The 18,042-nt window shown below is 67.9% G+C and carries 18 protein-coding genes; 6 read left to right on the forward strand and 12 right to left on the reverse strand.

Going from position 1 to position 18,042, the window contains the following annotated elements; genetic code table 11:
* The 3 genes from ALA01S_RS19410 to ALA01S_RS19420 all read left to right on the forward strand — a co-directional run.
* On the forward strand, positions 1-203 hold a 203-nt coding region (locus tag ALA01S_RS19410; RefSeq protein ID WP_157119124.1), incomplete at its 5' end, for an aldehyde dehydrogenase family protein.
* A gap of 7 nt (positions 204-210) precedes the next feature.
* Positions 211-1,917 (forward strand): arylsulfatase, encoded by a 1,707-nt coding sequence (locus ALA01S_RS19415; RefSeq protein WP_066339789.1) that lies wholly within the window; start codon positions 211-213, stop codon positions 1,915-1,917.
* Positions 1,904-2,959, forward strand: a complete 1,056-nt coding sequence (locus tag ALA01S_RS19420) for a formylglycine-generating enzyme family protein (RefSeq protein ID WP_084267726.1) — start codon at positions 1,904-1,906, stop codon at positions 2,957-2,959. The genes ALA01S_RS19415 and ALA01S_RS19420 overlap by 14 nt, the downstream gene beginning before the upstream one ends.
* A gap of 101 nt (positions 2,960-3,060) precedes the next feature.
* On the opposite strand, the gene kce is transcribed toward ALA01S_RS19420, so the two are convergent.
* From kce to ALA01S_RS19445, 5 genes are all read right to left on the reverse strand, one after another.
* Positions 3,061-3,990, reverse strand: coding sequence for a 3,5-dioxohexanoate:acetyl-CoA acetone transferase (gene kce, locus ALA01S_RS19425; protein ID WP_066339791.1), 930 nt, complete (start codon positions 3,988-3,990; stop codon positions 3,061-3,063).
* Between the two features lie 11 nt (positions 3,991-4,001).
* On the reverse strand, positions 4,002-4,973 hold the full coding sequence (locus ALA01S_RS19430; protein ID WP_066339793.1) for a Bug family tripartite tricarboxylate transporter substrate binding protein: 972 nt from the start codon (positions 4,971-4,973) through the stop codon (positions 4,002-4,004).
* 75 nt (positions 4,974-5,048) lie between these two features.
* Positions 5,049-5,909: a fumarylacetoacetate hydrolase family protein gene (locus ALA01S_RS19435; protein ID WP_066339795.1), complete on the reverse strand. Its 861-nt coding sequence runs from the start codon at positions 5,907-5,909 to the stop codon at positions 5,049-5,051.
* Positions 5,910-5,921: 12 nt separating this feature from the next.
* The gene (locus tag ALA01S_RS19440) at positions 5,922-6,860 is read right to left on the reverse strand and encodes a VOC family protein (protein WP_066339797.1); all 939 of its coding nucleotides are present in this window, start codon (positions 6,858-6,860) and stop codon (positions 5,922-5,924) included.
* 17 nt (positions 6,861-6,877) lie between these two features.
* A complete protein-coding gene (locus tag ALA01S_RS19445) occupies positions 6,878-8,521 on the reverse strand; it encodes an FAD-dependent monooxygenase (protein ID WP_066339798.1) in 1,644 nt (547 codons plus the stop codon).
* A gap of 124 nt (positions 8,522-8,645) precedes the next feature.
* Here ALA01S_RS19445 and ALA01S_RS19450 point away from each other — a divergent pair, with 124 nt between their 5' ends.
* Positions 8,646-9,548, forward strand: a complete 903-nt coding sequence (locus ALA01S_RS19450) for a LysR family transcriptional regulator (RefSeq protein ID WP_066339800.1) — start codon at positions 8,646-8,648, stop codon at positions 9,546-9,548.
* Positions 9,549-9,621: 73 nt separating this feature from the next.
* On the opposite strand, the gene ALA01S_RS19455 is transcribed toward ALA01S_RS19450, so the two are convergent.
* The 7 genes from ALA01S_RS19455 to ALA01S_RS19485 all read right to left on the reverse strand — a co-directional run bounded on the left by ALA01S_RS19455 (position 9,622) and on the right by ALA01S_RS19485 (position 16,362).
* The gene (locus ALA01S_RS19455; protein WP_084267727.1) at positions 9,622-10,338 is read right to left on the reverse strand and encodes a TetR/AcrR family transcriptional regulator; all 717 of its coding nucleotides are present in this window, start codon (positions 10,336-10,338) and stop codon (positions 9,622-9,624) included.
* A 194-nt stretch (positions 10,339-10,532) separates the two neighbouring features.
* The gene (locus ALA01S_RS19460) at positions 10,533-12,182 is read right to left on the reverse strand and encodes a cation acetate symporter (RefSeq protein ID WP_066339802.1); all 1,650 of its coding nucleotides are present in this window, start codon (positions 12,180-12,182) and stop codon (positions 10,533-10,535) included.
* Positions 12,179-12,532, reverse strand: a complete 354-nt coding sequence (locus ALA01S_RS19465; RefSeq protein ID WP_066339804.1) for a DUF485 domain-containing protein — start codon at positions 12,530-12,532, stop codon at positions 12,179-12,181. The genes ALA01S_RS19460 and ALA01S_RS19465 overlap by 4 nt, the downstream gene beginning before the upstream one ends.
* Positions 12,533-12,590: 58 nt before the next feature.
* Complete coding sequence (locus tag ALA01S_RS19470; protein WP_066339806.1) at positions 12,591-13,808, reverse strand: FAD binding domain-containing protein; 1,218 nt, start codon at positions 13,806-13,808, stop codon at positions 12,591-12,593.
* A 27-nt stretch (positions 13,809-13,835) separates the two neighbouring features.
* The gene (locus tag ALA01S_RS19475; RefSeq protein ID WP_066339808.1) at positions 13,836-14,291 is read right to left on the reverse strand and encodes a VOC family protein; all 456 of its coding nucleotides are present in this window, start codon (positions 14,289-14,291) and stop codon (positions 13,836-13,838) included.
* A 194-nt stretch (positions 14,292-14,485) separates the two neighbouring features.
* Positions 14,486-15,532 carry a YeiH family protein gene (locus tag ALA01S_RS19480; RefSeq protein ID WP_066339853.1) on the reverse strand — a complete coding sequence of 349 codons (1,047 nt, stop codon included), beginning with the start codon at positions 15,530-15,532 and terminating at the stop codon, positions 14,486-14,488.
* A gap of 38 nt (positions 15,533-15,570) precedes the next feature.
* Positions 15,571-16,362 carry a GntR family transcriptional regulator gene (locus ALA01S_RS19485; RefSeq protein ID WP_307189683.1) on the reverse strand — a complete coding sequence of 264 codons (792 nt, stop codon included), beginning with the start codon at positions 16,360-16,362 and terminating at the stop codon, positions 15,571-15,573.
* A 121-nt stretch (positions 16,363-16,483) separates the two neighbouring features.
* Here ALA01S_RS19485 and ALA01S_RS19490 point away from each other — a divergent pair, with 121 nt between their 5' ends.
* Together ALA01S_RS19490 and ALA01S_RS19495 are read left to right on the forward strand one after the other, a co-directional pair.
* The gene (locus tag ALA01S_RS19490; protein ID WP_066339809.1) at positions 16,484-16,765 is read left to right on the forward strand and encodes an SAF domain-containing protein; all 282 of its coding nucleotides are present in this window, start codon (positions 16,484-16,486) and stop codon (positions 16,763-16,765) included.
* Between the two features lie 20 nt (positions 16,766-16,785).
* The gene (locus ALA01S_RS19495; protein WP_066339812.1) at positions 16,786-17,961 is read left to right on the forward strand and encodes a UxaA family hydrolase; all 1,176 of its coding nucleotides are present in this window, start codon (positions 16,786-16,788) and stop codon (positions 17,959-17,961) included.
* Positions 17,962-18,042 lie beyond the last annotated feature (81 nt).

Below are 18,042 nucleotides of genomic sequence, written 5' to 3' on the forward strand. Positions count from 1 at the left end.
CCCAAGCCTGGAACGTGGCCAGGCGCATCCAGTCCGGCATCTGCCACATCAACGCGCCCACCGTGCACGACGAGGCGCAGATGCCCTTCGGCGGCGTCAAGGCATCGGGCTACGGCCACTTCGGTGGTCGCGCCGGCATCGATTCGTTCACGGACCTGCGCTGGATCACGCTGCAGACCACCGACCGCCACTACCCGTTCTGAGCACACCATGAAGACTTATCGCAAGGTGGCGCTGGCCGCGGCGGTGCTGTGGAGCATGCTGACGCCCTCGCTGGCCGCCGACCAGCGCCCCAACGTGCTGTTGATCGTGGCCGACGACCTCGGCTATTCCGACATCGGCGCCTTTGGCGGCGAGATCGCCACGCCGCACCTGGACGGCCTCGCACGCGCGGGCTTGCGGATGACGCAGTTCTACACCTCGCCGTTCTGCTCGCCCACGCGCGCCATGCTGCTGTCGGGCGCAGACAACCACCGCGTCGGCTTCGGCAGCATGGCCGAGCTGATGACGCCGCAACAGCGCAGCCGCGCCGGCTACGAGGGCTACCTCTCGGAGCGCACGGTGACGTTCCCGCAACTGCTGCGGGATGCCGGCTACCACACCTACATGGCCGGCAAGTGGCACCTGGGCGTGCGCGAGGAGCATGCGCCTTCGAACCGGGGCTTCGAGCAGTCCTACGCCATGCTCAATGGCGGCGCGGGCCACTTCGACCAGACGGGCATCATCACCGATGATCCCGACAAGGCGCCCGTCGCCTACTACCGCGACAACGGCAAGGACACGAAGGTGCCCGCCGAGGGCTTCTTCTCCAGCGAGTTCTTCGCCTCCAGGCTGATTTCGTACATCGATGCCGACAAGGCCGACGGAAAACCCTTCTTCGGCTACCTGGCCTTCACGGCGCCGCACTGGCCGCTGCAGGCGCCCGATGAGTACATCCGCAAGTACGACGGTGCCTACGACGTGGGCTACGACGTGATCCGCGAGCGCCGGCTCACGCGCATGAAGGCGCTGGGCCTGGTGCCCAAGGACATGCAGCCCTACGTCGGCAACCCGGTGTGGCCGCGCTGGAAGGAGCTGACGCCGCAGCAGCAGCGCATCGAGTCCAAGCGCATGGCGGTGTACGCGGCGATGGTGGAGTCCATGGACGCGCAGATCGGCCGCGTGCTGGAGTACCTGCGGCGCACGGGCAAGCTCGACAACACCGTGGTGATCTTCCTGTCCGACAACGGCGCCGACGGCAACACGGTGCTGGACGAGGGCGCCACGCGCGAATGGGCCCACCGGCACGCCGACAACAGCGTGGCCAATACCGGGCGGCGCGGCTCCTTCGCGGAATACGGACCCGGTTGGGCGCAGGTCGGGTCCACACCCTTCAACATGTACAAGGCCTTCATGTACGAGGGCGGCATCGCGGTGCCGGCCATCTTCACCTTGCCCGCCGCGGCCACGCGTGGGCAGGTCGCGCGCGTGCCGGCCCATGTGACCGATATCGCACCCACCGTGCTGGATCTCGCGGGCGTGCGCGCGCCGGGCACGAGCTACCAGGGCCGCGAGGTGGTCCAACTGGAGGGCCGCTCGATGCTGGGCCTGCTGACGGGACGGCAGCCGCTGGTGCACGAGGAATTCCTGCGCGGCTGGGAATTCAACGGCCGGCGCGCGCTGCGCAAGGGCGACTGGAAGATCGTGCTGGCCAACAAGCCTTGGGGAACCGGGCAGTGGCAGCTCTTCAACCTCGCCCGGGACCGCTCCGAGTTGCACGACCTCGCAAGAAGGCACCCCGCCAAGCTTCGGGAGCTTGTCGCCGAGTACGAGCAGTACGCGCACGGCAGTGGCGTGGTCGAGTTTGAAGGCCTGGCCGAGCGTCCCGGCTACAGCAACGGCCGCAAGTACTACGAGGATCTGAATGAAGGCCGCTGAAACCGCGCTGCGCTTGGTGCTGGCCGCGGCGCTGGCGCTTGGCGCCGGCACCGCCTGCGCAGCCGGACGTGCCGCAGCCGGTTCGGACGGCCCGCTGTGCCGCGGCTACTCCGGCGTGCCGCAGGGCTTCGCAGCGGCCGGCGGCGCAGCGCCCAACCGCGCCGGCCTGGTGGCCGTCAAGGGCGGCAGCTTCACGATGGGCTCGCGCGACGGCTATCCCGAGGAGCGCGAGCCGCACCGGGTGCAGGTGCAGGACTTCCTCATCGACCGCCACGAGGTCACCAACGCCCAGTTCGCGGCCTTCGTGAAGGCCACCGGCTACGTCACCCGCGCGCAGCGGCCTCTCGATGCCTGGGCTTATCCCGGCGTGCCGCGCGAGCGGCTGGTGCCTTCGTCGGTGGTCTTCGTGCCGCCGCAGCGGCCAACGCCGGCCTACGGCTGGTGGCAACTCGTGCCGGGTGCCGACTGGCGCCACCCGCGCGGGCCGGGCAGCGGCATCGAGGGACTGGAGAACCATCCCGTGGTCCACGTGGCCTACGAGGACGCGCAGGCCTATGCGCGCTGGCTTGGGCGCGAGCTGCCGTCTGAAGCGCAGTGGGAATACGCCGCGCGCGGCGGGAGGGACGGCGAAGCCTATCCGTGGGGCAACACACCCGCCGTGCAGGGGCGGGCAATGGCCAACAGTTGGCAGGGACGCTTCCCTTTCGAGGATGACGGCGCCGACGGACATGCCGGCACCGCGCCGGTTGGCTGCTTCGAAGCCAATGGCTTCGGCCTGGTGGACGTGGTGGGCAACGTCTGGGAGTGGACGTGGGATCGCTGGCGTGAGCGCCATGCCCAGGACGGCGGCGACAACCCCATGGAGGTCAGGCTTGCACAGGCCGAGGCGCCGCGGGGAACGCAGCCCCGCGTGATCAAGGGCGGCTCCTTTCTGTGTGCGCCGGACTTTTGCGTGCGCTACCGCCCAGCGTCGCGCCAGCCGCAGGACCCGCTGCTGGCCACGCAGCACCTGGGGTTCCGCACCGTCATCAACCTGCGGTAGGCAGCAGCCGGCCTGTTGCGCAGGCCACCGCCCTGCATCGGCGCCGGCACTGCGCAGGCGCGGCCCCCCGCGTCACCGGTTGCAGTGCGGTCGCACCGGCTTCAAGGCGCCACGTGCTGCGCGCCCTTGAGCCGCAGCATCGCCCTGGCTTCGGCAGGCGTGGCGATCTCGTGCCCCAACTCTTCCAGCAGGCGGCGGATCTTGCGCACCTGCTCGGCGTTGCTGGTGGCCAGTTGCCCGCGGCCGAGGTAGAGGCTGTCCTCCAGGCCCACGCGCACGTTGGCGCCCATGACGGCCGCATGGGTCAGCAGCGGCATCTGGTGCCGTCCCGCGGCCAGCACGGACCAGTGGTAGTCCGCGCCGAAAAGCCGGTTGGCCGTCTGGCGCATGAAGCCCACGTTTTCCGGGTCGGGCCCGATGCCACCCAGGACGCCGAAGATGGTCTGGATGAAGAACGGCGGCTTGACCAGACCCGCGTCCACGAAGTGCGCCAGGCTGTAGAGATGGCCGACGTCGTAGCACTCGAACTCGAAGCGCGTGCCGCAGCCTTCGCCCAGCTCCTGCAGGATGCGGCGGATGTCGCGAAAGGTGTTGCGGAAGATCGTGTCCTCGGTGCCCTCCACGTAAGCCCGCTCCCAGCCGTGCTTCCAGTCCTTGACCTTCGCGGCCATGGGATGGATGGAGAAGTTCATCGAGCCCATGTTGAGCGAAGCCATCTCGGGCTTGAAGCGCAGCGGCGCGGCCAGCCGCTGCTCCAGCGTCATGCTGGTGGAGCCGCCGGTGGTGATGTTGATCACCGCATCGCAGGCGCCGTGGATGGCGGGCAGGAACTGCGCGAACACCTCGGGGTCGGCGCTGGGCCGGCCGTCGGCCGGATCGCGCGCGTGCAGGTGCAGGATCGCCGCGCCCGCTTCCGCGGCCTCGATGGCCTGCGCCGCGATGTCCCGCGGCGTGAGCGGCAGGTAGGGCGACATGGTGGGCGTGTGGACCGCGCCGGTGACGGCGCAAGTGATGATGACCTTGTGTGCCATGGCCGGCTCCCTCACTCGATGGAAACTTTCACCCGCTTCACCACCTCGGCGTAGCGGGCGCGATCGCCTTGCATCAGATCCACCACCTGCTGCACCGGCCCGGGGCTGGGCACGAAGCCGAAGCCCGCCAGCCGCTCCTTCACGTCAGGTTGCTCCAGCGCCTCGTTCACGGCCTGGTTGATCTGCTTCGCCACGGCGGCGGGCGTGCCCTGCGGCGCCATCAGCGCCACCCAGGTCTGCGCATGCACGTCCCGGGGGCCGCCCGCCTCCTCCAGCGTGGGCACGTCCGGCAGCACCGGCGAGCGCGCGCGGTCGCCCACGGCGAGGAAGCGCAGCTTGCCTGCGCGCACCAGCGGCCCGGCGGTGGCGATGCTGCCGTAGGCCCAGTCGATCTCGTGGCTGGCCACGGCCGCGTAGAGCTGCGACGTTTCCTTGAAGGGCACGTGCAGCATGTCGGCGCCCAGCGCATGCTGCAGTTGGGCCGAGGCCAGGTGCAGGGGGCCGCCCACCGCGCTGGAGCCGTAGCGCACCGCCCCGGGCTTGGCCGTGATCGCGGCCAGCAGGTCCTTGAGCGTGCGGTACGGACCGTCGGCCGCCACCGCGACGAAGAAGCTGGTCTTGTAGAGCACCGCCACGGGCACCAGGTCCTTCTGCGGGTCGTAGGTCAGCTTCTTGAAGATCAGCGGGTTGATGGAGAGGTTGCCCACGTCCACCACGACCAGGTCCGCGCCGGTGGGCGGGGCGGCCTTCACCGCGTTGATGCCCACCACCCCGGCGCCGCCGGGCCGGGAGTCCACCACCACCGGCTGGCTCCACTGGGCCTGCAGCTTCTCGGCCACCAGGCGCGCCACGGTGTCCGGCCCGCTGCCGGTGGGAAAGGTGCTCGTGATGCGCACCGGCCCCTTGGTCGGCCCCTGCGCCATGACGCCCCCGGCCAGCGATGCCAGGGCCAGCGCCAGCAGGCGCCGCCTCGTCTCGTTCATGTCTTGTCTCCTTGCTTGTCGTGGGCGCCGGGATGCGTGCCGCACCCGGCGCGAGCGATCCGGTGCCGGCCGCGCTCAGCCCTCGTCCACGATAGGGTTGCGCAGCAGGCCCACGCGCTCGATCTCGACCTCGCAGACGTCGCCCGGCTGCATCCAGAGCTGCGGCTTGCGCGCCATGCCGACGCCCGAAGGCGTGCCGGTGATGAGGAGGTCGCCGGGCTCCAGCGCCATCGCCTGCGAGCACACCGACACCAGCGTCGCGACGTCGAAGATCATGTCCCGCGTGTTGGCCTCCTGCACGGTCTGGCCGTTGAGCCGGCACTGCAACTGCAGGCCCTTGGCCCCGGGCGGCAGCTCGTCCGCGGTGACGAGCTCCGGCCCAAAGGCGCCGCTGTCGTCGAAGTTCTTGCCCAGCAGCCACTGGTTGGTGCGCAACTGGTAGTCGCGGATGGAGCCGTCGTTGAACAGCGAGTAGCCGGCCACGTGCGCCAGCGCCTGCTCCCTGGGGATGTAGCGCCCGGCCTTGCCGATCACGGCCACCAGCTCGGCCTCGTAGTCGAACTGCGTGGACACGTGCGGGCGCACCAGCGGTTGCCCGTGCGCGACCCACGAGGAGCGGTAGCGCTGGAACACGACCGGGTGCTTGGGTGGATCGAAGCTGCTTTCGGCCGCATGGTCCACGTAGTTCAGGCCGATCGCCAGCGCCTTGCCGGGGTTGAGCACCGGCGGGAGGTAGCGCAGCCCGGCCAGCGGCCGGCGCACGATGCCGCGCTCCACGGCGGCGCGCACGGCCTGCATGCCCGCTTCGCCCTGGCGCAGCAGCTCGTCCAGCGAGGCGGGGCCGCCGTCGGCGCCCAGGTCGATGAGCGCGTCGGCGCCCACGCGCACGCCCAGTGCGGGCTGGTCCTGGTCGTTGAGGAAAGCGATGAATCGCATGAGATGTCTCCTTCAGCGCCCGGTCACGGGCTGTTCATGGTTGAGGATGAAATCGTCCGGCAGCGCCGGGCCCCAGACGTAGAACGAGTCTTCGGCCGGGTGGTCCGCCGCCGGCCAGTCCAGGTCGTGGGGCACGTACTCGATGCCGAAGGAGTACTCGGCCCAGCTGCCCCAGGGGTCGCGCACGTAGTGGAAATAGTTGGAGCCCAGGACGTGGCGGCCCACGCCCCAGCCCCGCTCGTAGCCCGCGGCGCGCATCTGCTCGGCGCCGCACCCCACCGCGTCGAAGCTGCCCACGTCCCAACTGGAGTGGTGCAGGCCCGGTGCCTGCGACTTGGCGAAGGCCACGAGGTGGTGGTCGCTGCCGTGCGCGCCATGCAGGAAGGCCACGAGGTCGGCCGACCCGTCCGACAGCCGCAGCCCAAGCACCTCGGTGCAGAAGCGCACCATGCGCGGCACGTCGGGGCTGAAGAACAGCACGTGCGAGAGCCGGCGCGGGCGTACCGGCGCCACGCGGCTGCGCGCGGGCGCCACGTCGGCACAGGGCTCGGCCCGGGACTTCTGGTCGGGCGACACCTTGGGCGCCACCACCAGCTGCAGCGGCGTGCCGTCCGGGTTACGCAGCCACAGGCCCGTGCCGTCGGACAGCGGGTGCGGTTCGCAGCCCAGGCCCCGCTCCTCGATGCGCTGGCGCAGCGTGTCCATGTCCTGTGCGTAGATGCCCAAACGCAGGTATTCCAGGCGCTTGGGCGCTCCGCTGGCATGCACCGAGGCCCAGCAGTGCGGATGGCCGAAGGTGTGCAGGTCCAGGCGCTCGCCCACGCGCCGCACGTCCAGCCCGAAAGCGGCGTAGAAGCGCTGTGCCGGCTCCAGAGCGGGCACCGAGAACACGAAGCGATCGACGGAATGCACGCCCACCCTGCCGGCACGGCGCGCAAGCCCTGTATCCATGGATTGATCCTCCGTGCTCATCGCGCCTGCCCGGTGATGTGCTGCAGCAGTGCGGCGCCTGCGCTGGGCCAGGCGTCGCCGCGCCAGGCCACGTGCTGGTCGGGACGCAGCAGCGTCAGCCGCGTCGGGTAGAGGTTCGCCACGCCCGGCTCGCTGGGCTGCAGCACCGTCAAGGGCACGCCGCAGCGCTGGGCCTGCGCGCGGGCGGCGGCGATGGTGGGCTCGTCGGCATCACGGGCCAGCAGCGTGAAGCCGGGGCCGAAGTGGTCGTACAGCGAGCTGCCGTCGTGCAGCCAGGCATGGGGCGCCAGGCAGCCCGGGCGCGACGAAGGCACGTAGTTGATGAAGTCGCGCGCCGGCGCGGCGCTGCCGTCCGGCACGATCACCGGCGAGTCGTCGTAGCGGTAGCCCAGCACCACGCCCAGCGTGGCGAACTCGCGCAGCTTGGTGGCCTGGATGCGCGCGCCGACATCGCGCCGCAGCCGCTCGCCCCGCTCGCCGGCGTCCTCCAGGCCCTCGGCCACCAGTTGGTTGCCCAGCGTGGCGTGGTTGAGCACGGCCTCGTCCAGCACCCACTCGTGCACCGGGCGGCGCTCGGCCTCGTAGCTGTCCAGCAGGGCCGGGCCGCCCCAGCCCTGCAGCACCGCGGCCAGCTTCCAGCCCAGGTCCACGCCGTCGGCCACGCCCATGTTCATGCCGTAGCCGCCGAAGGGCGGATGCAGGTGGCACGCGTCGCCGGCCAGGAAGACGCGGCGCTCGCGGTAGCGCTCGCCCAGCAAGCGGCTGGCGACCCACTCGTCGCCGCTGAGCACCTGGTAGGGCAAGTCGATTCCGGTGGCGCGGCCGATCAGCGAACGCGCGTCCAGGTCGGCCAGCCGCATGCCCTCGGCCACCTGCGTCGGCATGAAGAACCAGGTGTCGCCGCGGTCCATGGGGCCGATGACGCTGGGCACGTCGCGGTTGACCTGCCAGTACATGATGGCCGGGCCATGCCGGTGCGCCTCGGCCAGCCCCGGTGCCCGGAAGATGATGTTGTAGTTGCGCGAGAGGCCGTGCTGCCCCTGCATGCGAACGCCCAGCAGCTCGCGCACCGTGCTGCGCGCGCCGTCCGCGCCTACGAGGTAGTCGGCCTGCACGTCGAGGTCGCGGCCCTGCGCCAGGTCGCGCAGTCGCGCCCGCACACCTTTGTCGTCCTGTTCGAAGCCGCGCAGCTCGCAGTTGAAGCGCAGCTCGACGCCGGGCAGCGACTGCACGTACTCGCGCATCACCTCTTCCACCGTGTACTGCGGTACCCACTGCGCATGCTCGGCATACAGCGGGTTGCGGCCCGGGGCGCAGTAGAAGGCGTTGTCGAAGCGCGCGAGCGCCGGGCCGGCCAGGCGGGTGACGAACAGGACGTTGGACGGGTAGTCCGTACCCAGCGGCGAGGCCGCGCGCAGCCGGTCGGCCAGCCCCCAGCGGCGCAGGTGCTCCCGCGTGCGCACATTGGTGGTCTTGGCGCGCGGGGCCACGCCTACGCGCTCGTTGCGCTCGACCAGCAGGCACGGCACCCCGCGCCGGCCCAATTCGATGGCCAGCGCCAGGCCCACCGGCCCGGCCCCGACGATCAGTACCCTCGGCGGCGCCTTGCTTGAGGGCCCCTGTGAACTTGTCTCCGCCATCGTTCGACTCCTTGTGCCGCTTGATGCCTGTCAAGCGGATGGAGCGAACTCTAGGAACGGCCCACCGATCGCAAAAGATGGCAATAATTCTTCAGCGATACCTGAATCAGATCACTTACCCCACATGAAACTGCATGCACTGCGTGACTTCCTGGCCGTGGCTGAGCGAGGCGGACTGCGGGCGGCGGCCCGCCACCTGGGCCTGCCCCAGCCCGCCATCACGCGCAGCATCCAGGAGCTGGAAAAGGAGCTGGGCGTCCCGCTGTTCGAGCGTGGCGCAAAGGGCGTGCGCCTCACCCCCATGGGGGAAGTCTTCCTGCGCCGAGCCAACGCGGTGCGCAGCGAGTTGCAGAGGGCCAAGGAGGAGATTGACCAGTTGCGGGGCCAGGCGCACGGCACGGTGACGCTGTGCCTGTCCAGCGTGCCGCACCTGGCGCTGCTGCCCAGCGCATTGCAGGCCTTCCGCAGCCGTTTTCCGGGGGTAGAGCTGCACGTGATCGACGCCGTGTTTCCCAACGTCGATTCGGCCCTGGTGGAGGGCCGCATCGACTTCTACGTGGGTCCCATGCCGGCCAGGCTGCCGCCGGAGCTGCAAGGCGAGAAGCTCTTCGACAACACGCGCATCATCATGGGCCGCAAGGGCCACCCGCTGGCGCGTTCACGCAGCCTGCGCGACCTCGTCGACGCGGAGTGGATCACCACGTCCATCACGTACAAGGCCGAAGAGGAGCTCGGCCCGCTGTTCGCCGAGCACGGCCTGCCGCCGCCCCGGCTGGTGATGCAGGCGCAGTCCTCACTGACCTTCCTGGTCACGATGGTCTATTCCGACCTGCTGATGATGGTGCCGGTGCAATGGGTGCAGTTTCCGCTGTGGCGTGACGTGCTGCAGCAGATCCACGTCGAGGAGCCGCTGCCTGCGCCGCCCATCGGTATCGTGCAGCGCGCAGGCCTTCCGCTGACGCCGGCTGCCGAGTACTTCTGCGACATGGTGCGGCGCGCCAGCGCGCAGATCCAGCAGACCGCTTGATGGGCGCAAGGCATCTTGTCTGCCACGCAACCAGTTGCCGGCCAGGCCTGCGGGACACAGGCCTTTTCACTTTTCACGTCGCGCCGTGAGATTTCCTTGTCGGCATGCGCTTGCTTGCCGCGGGCTGCTGCGCGGCACGGGCCTGGCGCAGCTTGCGCATGACCGCCGGCGCGCCGTGCAGGAACATGTCAACTTTCTGCTCGATACCGGCCCTGAGGTCCTCCGGCACTGGCAGACCGTAGACCCACTTGCGCACACCCAGGTAGAAAATGGCCGCGTGCAAGCTCCAGATCAATTCGACTTCAGCCTCCAGCTCCATCTCACTGCTGGGTTCGTCGATGTCAAACGCTGCCCGCACCTCGGCCAGGACTGGAAGGAAGATCTTGTTGCGCAACTTGTCCAGGTACTTGGTGTTGATGCCTTCGCGCGTGAGGCCCGAGAAAATGAAGATGCGGATCCACTCCTCGCGCAGGATGACTGACGCGTAGTCCAGGTAGAAGGCGTACAGGCGCTCGGTCAGGCGCACGCTTCGGTCGGCAATGAGTTTTTCCCAATCGCGCCGCCACTTGAAAACCTCGCTGTAGACCCGGTCAATCAACGCCTCCTTGCTCTCGAAGTAGCGATACAGCAAGGGTTGGGTCACGCCAAGTTCCTTGGCCAGCTCCCGCGTGCTGCCGGCGAAGCCGTAGCGCGTGAAATGCTCAATGGCCTTGGCGACGATCTGCTGCTCACGTTCTTCAGGCTGCAGGCGCTGCCTAGGTCGCGCGGGCTTGTCGGTCTTTGCATCCATGTCGGCCCCTCTTGGAATCCTGCCGTTGCTGCCTGCACAAGAATGCCTGTGCCGGGTGCTAAAGGTCAGTCGATAAATTGTAGGCTTGAAGCGTGGCAATCAACGGGGCGGGCTGCACGGCGAGGCCCATGGTGCCGGCACACCGTGGCGCCCCCGGAAGCTTTGCATGCGTCCGGGGGCGCCGTTCGCCTGGATCAGGCTGGGTGTGAGGCCGCTGCCGCTTTCACGCCCAGCTCACTGACCACGAGCTGGCCGGCGTAGGCTCGCTGCTCATTGCTGGCGCGCTGCGACTTGTCCGTCACCGAGAACAGGTAGATGCCCGCGAATGCGATCAGCATCGAGAACAGCGCCGGGTATTCATAAGGGTAGATGGGCGCCGCGTGTCCAAGCACCTTGACCCAAACCGTCGGGCTCAGGATCGTCAGCGCCACGGCGCTCACCAGCCCCAGGCTGCCGCCGATCACGGCGCCGCGCGTCGTCAGACCGCGCCAGTAGATGGACAGCAGGAGCACGGGGAAGTTGGAGCTTGCGGCAATCGAGAACGTCAGGCTCACGATGAAGGCGATGGTCTGGTGCTCGAACAGGATGCCCAGGATGATGGCCAGCACACCCAGCCCAACCGTCGCGGCTCTGGACACCAAAAGCTCCTCGCGCTCGGTGGCCGTACCGCGGCGCAGCACGTTGACATAGAGGTCGTGCGAGACGGCCGATGAACCGGCCAGCGTGAGCCCGGCCACGACCGCGAGGATGGTGGAGAACGCCACCGCGCAGATGAAGCCCAGGAAGAGATTGCCCCCTACCGCATGGGCCAGGTGCACCGCGACCATGTTGACGCCTCCAATGATGGCGCCCTGCCCGCCTTGGTAGCGCGGATCGCTGGCGACCAGCGCGATGGTGCCGAAACCGATGATGATGATCAGCGCATAACTGAAGCCCACGATGCCGGTGGCGTACAGGATGCTCTTTCGCGCGGCCTGGACGTTGCCCACGGTGAAGAAGCGCATGAGGATGTGCGGCAGGCCGGCGGTACCGAAGATCAGCGCCATGCCCAGCGAAACCGCCGAGACCGGGTCGGAGACAAGGCCACCCGGGCGCATGATGGCGTCGTGCAACTGGTGCGTTGCCACCGCTTGGGTGAACAGCGCATTGAGGCTGAAGCCGAAGCGCTGCATCACCATGTACGCCATGAATACTGCACCGGTGAGCAGCAGCCCGGCCTTGATGATCTGTATCCAGGTCGTCGCCAGCATGCCGCCGAAGAAGACGTAGATCATCATCAGCAGGCCCACCAGAACCACGGCCGTCGTGTAGTTCAAGCCGAACAGCAACTCCACCAGCTTGCCGGCGCCCACCATCTGCGAAACCAGATAGAGCAGCACGATCACGATGGAGCTCGATGCCGAGAAGGTGCGGATAGGCTTGCGCTGCAACCGGTAGGAGACCACGTCGGCCAGCGTATAGCGGCCCAGGTTGCGCAGCGGCTCGGCAATCAGGAACAGGATGATCGGCCAACTGGCGAGGAAGCCGATCGAGTAGATCAGGCCATCGTAGCCACTGGTGAACACCAGCGCCGAGATGCCCAGCAGCGATGCCGCCGACATGTAATCGCCGGCGATGGCCCAGCCGTTCTGCAGGGCCGTGATCTTGCCGCCGGCCGCGTAGTGGTCCTCCACGCTGTTGTTGCGGCGGGCCGCCCAGCGGGTGATGAACAGCGTGGCCAGGACGAACACGGCAAACATGCCGATGGCCGTGAGGTTGAGGCCTTGTCCGACCGCCGAGCCGGCCGCCAGCACGGGCAGCGGCAGCGCAAGCGAACCCAGGAGCGCGAGAACAGCGGGCTTCATTGACCGTCTCCCTGGCGCAGGTCGTGAATCATGGCGTCGTAGACCGCGTTGGCCCGGTGCACGTAGATCGCGACGAGGCCGAAGGTGAAGGCGAACATGCCAAAGCCGATCGGGATGCCCACCGTCATGGGTTGCGATTCCACGAGCCGCGCGCCCAGCAGGTCCGGCCGGTAGGCGAGCGTGAGGATGTAGCCGAAGTAGACGCCCAGCATCAGGACGGTCAGTCCCCAGACGAAGCGCCGGCGGCTGCTCAACAGCAGATGAAAGCGCGGGTCCTTGCCGAGCGCCTCGCAAGTGGGGTCGGCGGCGGCCTTGGGCCATGAGGCCACCAGCGCAGCAGTGTGTTCCATGAGGTCTCTCCTGGTAGCGGTCCACGGCGGCAGCTTGCTGCCGCCATGGCGTGCGGATTCAGCTGAAGATGCGAGCGACGGCGGTTTCCCGCATCACGGCTTCCGGCGTGCGATAGCGCTCAGCCATCTGCCGCTCGCTGTCGTTTCGCAGTTGCGCCTGCATGTAAGCGCCGAGATGGCGGGCGTGCCGCACGATGGCTGCGCCCGTGGGCGTGCGGTCGTCGCTGTAGCGCTGCAGGGCCGCCGGCACATCGATGCAGGCCTCAAGAGCCCTGGTGAGCGCCAGCGCGTCGCTGGCGGCCTTGGTCACGCCCATGCCGCAATGGGGCCGTGCCACGAAGGCGGCATCGCCCAGCAGCGCGACGCGGCCGAATGCCAGCCTGGAGCTTTCCAGATCGAAGATGGGCTGAAAGAAGAGGCTCTCGGTCTTTTGCACCACTTCCGCGAACTGCGGTGCGAGCACCTGCCCTGCCGCGCTGCGCGCGCCTTCAAGGATTTCGGGCCGGATATGTGGCGGCGGTATGCCGTCCAGCCAGACCTTGCCCGATGCGTCGGTCACCATGTCGCGCAGCGTGGTGGCCTGTGCTGCAGGCCGGTACCAGACGAAGTTGAAGCGACGCTTGCCGGGCTCGAAAGCGTTGCCCTTGCCTGCGACCGGGTAGGCAATCATCTGCTCTTGCGGTGGCAGACCAAAGGCAAAGTACGGAAACAACTCCTTGAGCGTGCGCTCGCTCAACGCCGATTCCTCGACCAGCCCGCGCCATGCGATGTAGCCCGCGTACGCGGGCCGCGCTTGCGGCAGCAGCATCTGCCGCACCGTGGAGCGGATACCGTCGGCGGCCACCAGCAAATCGGCCCGCGCGTGGTGGCCGTTCTTGAAGCACGCCGTGACGCCGTCGCCGTCCTGCTTCAGCGATTCGAGCTGCGAGCCGTTGTGGTAGCGCTCACGCGGAAACGCCTCCTTGAGCACGTGGTACAGGCGGCCCCATGCGGTGAGTATCTGGGGCATGGCACGGCGCCCGGCGACACTGCCGTCGCTGTCCAGCGTCACTCGTTCCTTCACCGCCACGCCTATGGTTTCGTCCACGGTGACGCCGGCCATTGCCAGCGCATCCATCAGCTCCTGGTGTGTGACGATGCCTGCGCCGCGTCCTTCGAGCTCCTCGGCCACGCGCTCGTAGACCTCCACGTCCCAGCCCGCGCGGTGCAGCAGGTTGGCGGCAAACAGCCCTCCAAGCGAACCGCCGATGATGACTGCCTTGCGTCGTGTTTCCATGCTTGTCTCCTGTGGTGCCTTGTGGGCTCAGTGCTGAGCTTCCTGTAGGGCCCGCGCTTCGTCGGCGGGAAAGTTCAGTTCGATCGTGATGCCGGAGGGGTCCTCCACAAACACTTGGTGCAAGCCCAGGCCGGGGACGGTTCGCTCCCGGTACGGCAGCGCGGCGCCATCGAGCCGCATGCGCATCGTGCGCAGGTCGGTGGCAAGAAAAGCCAAGTGGTCCACCGCGGCGCTGCCATGCAGTGAGGCGCTGGCCTTGTCGCCCAAGTACTGCGCCAGTCCCTGTGGATCGCTTTCGTCGATGCCGATGATGTGAACCACGCCAAACTCGGCTTCATCTCCGCCGAGGTAAAGCCACAGGCCCGGGAAGTTGAAAGGGGGCCGGTACCCCGCCTTGAAGCCGAGGATTTCGGTGTAGAAGCGGCGTGACGCTTCGATGGAGGCGGTGCGGACCGAGAAGTGGGCCAGCTTGCTGACGGGCATGGATGTCTCCTGACGCGCAATAAGTTATCGATGGATAAATAGTAGGCCGTCAAATCTCAAGCGGCAAGCCGGCATGCCGCGTGAAGGGATATGCCGGCAGGGCCTTGGCCCCTGCCCATGCCCCTGCCCGTTACCGGGGAGCGGGTCGTGACGCGCAGGAAGAAGAAGGCAGCGCCATCGGCATCACGGCTACGTCAAGCGAAGTGGATGGCAGCCAGCACGAAGCCGGCCATCCAAAGCGTCTCCACCAGCAGCAGCACGAATGGGCGCCAGCCGGCCCTGGCAAGCTCGCCAAACGACGTCTTCATGCCCAGCGCGGCAATGGCCATGACCAGGCAGCCGCGCGAGAGCTGGCCCAAGGCATCCTGCGCTTGCGGCGGCACCGCTCCAAGCGAGTTGATCACCACCATGGCCATGAACAGGTAGAGGAACCAGGGCACCAGGGAAGCCTTGCGCGTGCCGGCGGCATGGGCGTCCGCGCCAGCTTGGGCGGACTTGCGGAACGAAGCCGACACCACGATCACGACCAGCGACAGCATGGCCACGCGAAACAGCTTGACTATGGTTGCGTAGTCGCCCGTCTCCTGGCCCAGCATGTAGCCTGCGCCCACCACCTGGGCCACGTCGTGAATGGTGCCGCCAATGAAAAGCCCCGCCAGCTGCGGGTCGAGATGTAGCGCACGGGCCACCAGCGGGTACAGGATCATCGCAAGCGTGGACAGCGCCGTGACGCAGACCACCACGAGCAGCGTGAAGCGCTCGTGTTCCTTGTCGCGCGGCAGCACGGCCGAGATCGCCAGCGCAGCCGAGGCGCCGCAGATGGCCGTGGCGCCGCCCGCGAGCACGCCCTGGCTTGAGCTCATGCCCATCCTGCGTGCAAGCCAGACGCCCAGCGCCATGGTGGTGACGACCGCGGCAACGACGGTCAGTGCCGTGGTCCAGCCCAGTCCGGCGATCTGTGCAGCCGTGATGCGTGCGCCCAGGAGGCCGACACCCAGGCGAAGCAGCGTGCGCGAGCACAGCTCTATGCCGGGCCGGGTGCGGCTTTCGTGGCTGAGATAGTTGAAGCACACGCCCATCAGCAGCGCGTACAGCAACTGAGGGCCACCGTGCAGCGTGGACACGAAGGTGGCCGCCAGCGCGATGACGGCGCTCAGCAAGGTGCCGGGCAGATGTGCCTGCAACCAGCCGGCAGGGCGGGAGGTGCTCGTGGCCTTGCCCGGCGCGGACAAGGTCGCCACGGACAAGGGTTCACCGGAAGCGGGGGGTGTCGGTGACGTCATGTTGGGCGCGACAGCAGGTTGACGTAGTCGTGATGGGCCGTATTGACCGCCGAGACGCGATACTCCACGGGCTTGTCGCCAAACGTCAGCGCGGTGCGGTGAACCTGCAGCAGCGGCGTGCCCTCCGACACGCCGAGCACACGCGAGTTGCCGCGATCGGCCAGGACGGCCCGCAGCCGCTCGGCCGCCCGCACCACGGTGATGCCGAACGCCGATTGGTAGAGCTGGTAGATCGTCCCGTCGCGCTCTGCAAAGCGCTTCTCGGTGAGCCCCTTGAAGTTCACGGCCGGCAGCACGATGCGGTCGTGCACCACCGGGCGGCGTTGCAGCAGCAGCCGGTTCTCGATCTCGATCACCGGCTCGCCCATCCTGATGCCCAGGGCCACGGCAGCGTCCTCCTCGGCGCGGCCACGCCTGAAGCCGGCCAGCTCCACCAGGGGCACTTCCTTGAGGCCGTCACTGCGCTCAACGTGGAAGAACTGGAACAGGAAACGAGCCTGGTCGTGGGTTGCAACAAAGGTTCCCCGGCCCTGGCGACGCACAAGGATGTGTTCGGCCACCAGTTCGTCCACGGCCTTGCGCAACGTGCCTATGGACACGCCGAACGAGGCGGCCAGTTCGGTCTCGCTGGCCAGTGCCTGGCCGGGCGGGCACTGGCCGGCCTCTATGGCCTGCAGCAGCCTGCGCTTGACGGCGCGGTACAGCGGCATGCCCAGGCCGCCTGGGTCCACGGGTTCGAACATCGGCTGGGCCCGCCCGCGAGCGGAATGAGTGATGAGCTGGTCCATGGGATGGACTGTTGGCGGCTTCTTCATTTCATGCAAGTCATCTATATGACCTGTTTGACCGTCGGAAAACGCAAAGCCTAGAGTGAGCTCCATCCCAACACCCGACGAAGGGGACAAACCGATGATTCATTTCGTGTTGCACGACGCCAAGGACACCGTTGCGGTCGTCGTGGTTGAAGGCGTCAAGGCGGGCACCGAGCTGTCCGGCTGGATCATGGATGAGAACAAGTCCACTTCCGTGATGGCGAGGCAGGACATTCCCATCGGCCACAAGGTGGCGCTCGTGGACATGCAGCCCGGCGACACCGTCTGGAAGTACGGCATCGACATGGGCAAGGTCGTGGCGCCCATCAAGGCGGGCGAACACGCCCACGTGCAAAACATCAAGACCAAGCGCTGGTAAACCCAAGAGGAGAACTGAAAATGGCAGTCATCGACCGCAACACGACTTTCCTGGGCTACCGGCGCGAAAACGGCCGCGTGGGTGTGCGCAACCACGTCATCATCCTGCCGCTGGACGACTTGTCCAATGCGGCGGCCGAGGCCGTGGCGCACAACATCAAGGGCACGATGGCCATTCCGCACCCCTACGGGCGGCTGCAATTCGGGGCCGACCTGGAGCTGCATTTCCGCACGCTCATCGGCGCCGGCTGCAACCCCAACGTGGCCGCGGTGGTTGTCATAGGCATCGAAGATGGCTGGACCAAGAAGGTGGTGGACGGCATCGCCGCCACCGGCAAGCCGGTGGTAGGCTTCGGCATCGAGGGCCACGGCGACCACGACACCATCCTGAAGGCCAGCAAGGCAGCGCGCGAGTTCGCGCAGTGGGCCAGCGAGAAGCAGCGCGAGGCTTGCGCCATCGGCGAGCTGTGGGTGTCCACCAAGTGCGGCGAGTCCGACACCACGTCGGGCTGCGGCGCCAATCCCACCGTGGGCAACGCCTTCGACAAGCTGCACCCGCTGGGCAATTACCTGTGCTTTGGCGAGACCTCGGAGATCACGGGCGGCGAGCACATCGTGGCCGAACGCTGTGCCAGCGACGCGGTGCGCGAGCGCTTCATGTTCATGTTCAACCGCTACCAGGACATGATCAACCGCCACAAGACGACGGATCTCAGCGAGTCCCAGCCTACCAAGGGCAACATCGCCGGCGGCCTCACCACCATCGAGGAAAAGGCGCTGGGCAACATCCAGAAGATCGGCAAGAAGTGCACGGTGGACGGCGTGATCGACAAGGCGGAGATGCCCACGCACCCGGGTCTGTGGTTCATGGACTCGTCCTCCGCCGCGGCCGAGATGGTGACGCTGTGCGCGGCGTCAGGCTACGCGGTGCATTTCTTCCCCACGGGCCAGGGCAACGTCATCGGCAACCCCATCGTCCCGGTCATCAAGATCTGCGCCAACCCGCGCACGGTGCGCCTGATGAGCGAGCACATCGACGTCGATACCTCAGGCCTGCTGCAGCGGGAACTGACGCTGGACCAGGCCGGTGACAAGCTGCTGGAGTGCATGCTGCGCACCGCCAACGGGCGGCTGACCGCCGCCGAGGCGCTGGGGCACCGCGAGTTCGTTCTCACGCGCCTCTACGAGAGCGCGTAACGCGCCCGCCGGCCCTGCTCCCGCAGGGCCGCCGTCCGCGGGGCCGTGGCGTGTGCCGCGGCTCCGCTCCGATGTGACCTC

It is taken from the genome of Azohydromonas lata NBRC 102462, assembly GCF_001571085.1.
GTDB classification, from domain to species: Bacteria; Pseudomonadota; Gammaproteobacteria; order Burkholderiales; family Burkholderiaceae_C; genus Azohydromonas; species Azohydromonas lata.

Excerpts from the sequence above, each read along its gene's own strand:
- ALA01S_RS19430 (WP_066339793.1), bottom strand. The coding sequence starts at position 4,973 with ATGAACGAGACGAGGCGGCGCCTGCTGGCGCTGGCCCTGGCATCGCTG.
- ALA01S_RS19485 (WP_307189683.1), bottom strand. The coding sequence starts at position 16,362 with ATGGACCAGCTCATCACTCATTCCGCTCGCGGGCGGGCCCAGCCGATG.
- ALA01S_RS19475 (WP_066339808.1), bottom strand. The coding sequence starts at position 14,291 with ATGCCCGTCAGCAAGCTGGCCCACTTCTCGGTCCGCACCGCCTCCATC.
- ALA01S_RS19470 (WP_066339806.1), bottom strand. The coding sequence starts at position 13,808 with ATGGAAACACGACGCAAGGCAGTCATCATCGGCGGTTCGCTTGGAGGG.
- kce (WP_066339791.1), bottom strand. The coding sequence starts at position 3,990 with ATGGCACACAAGGTCATCATCACTTGCGCCGTCACCGGCGCGGTCCAC.
- ALA01S_RS19435 (WP_066339795.1), bottom strand. The coding sequence starts at position 5,909 with ATGCGATTCATCGCTTTCCTCAACGACCAGGACCAGCCCGCACTGGGC.
- ALA01S_RS19495 (WP_066339812.1), top strand. The coding sequence starts at position 16,786 with ATGGCAGTCATCGACCGCAACACGACTTTCCTGGGCTACCGGCGCGAA.
- ALA01S_RS19490 (WP_066339809.1), top strand. The coding sequence starts at position 16,484 with ATGATTCATTTCGTGTTGCACGACGCCAAGGACACCGTTGCGGTCGTC.
- ALA01S_RS19460 (WP_066339802.1), bottom strand. The coding sequence starts at position 12,182 with ATGAAGCCCGCTGTTCTCGCGCTCCTGGGTTCGCTTGCGCTGCCGCTG.
- ALA01S_RS19445 (WP_066339798.1), bottom strand. The coding sequence starts at position 8,521 with ATGGCGGAGACAAGTTCACAGGGGCCCTCAAGCAAGGCGCCGCCGAGG.
- ALA01S_RS19450 (WP_066339800.1), top strand. The coding sequence starts at position 8,646 with ATGAAACTGCATGCACTGCGTGACTTCCTGGCCGTGGCTGAGCGAGGC.
- ALA01S_RS19465 (WP_066339804.1), bottom strand. The coding sequence starts at position 12,532 with ATGGAACACACTGCTGCGCTGGTGGCCTCATGGCCCAAGGCCGCCGCC.
- ALA01S_RS19440 (WP_066339797.1), bottom strand. The coding sequence starts at position 6,860 with ATGGATACAGGGCTTGCGCGCCGTGCCGGCAGGGTGGGCGTGCATTCC.
- ALA01S_RS19420 (WP_084267726.1), top strand. The coding sequence starts at position 1,904 with ATGAAGGCCGCTGAAACCGCGCTGCGCTTGGTGCTGGCCGCGGCGCTG.
- ALA01S_RS19415 (WP_066339789.1), top strand. The coding sequence starts at position 211 with ATGAAGACTTATCGCAAGGTGGCGCTGGCCGCGGCGGTGCTGTGGAGC.
- ALA01S_RS19455 (WP_084267727.1), bottom strand. The coding sequence starts at position 10,338 with ATGGATGCAAAGACCGACAAGCCCGCGCGACCTAGGCAGCGCCTGCAG.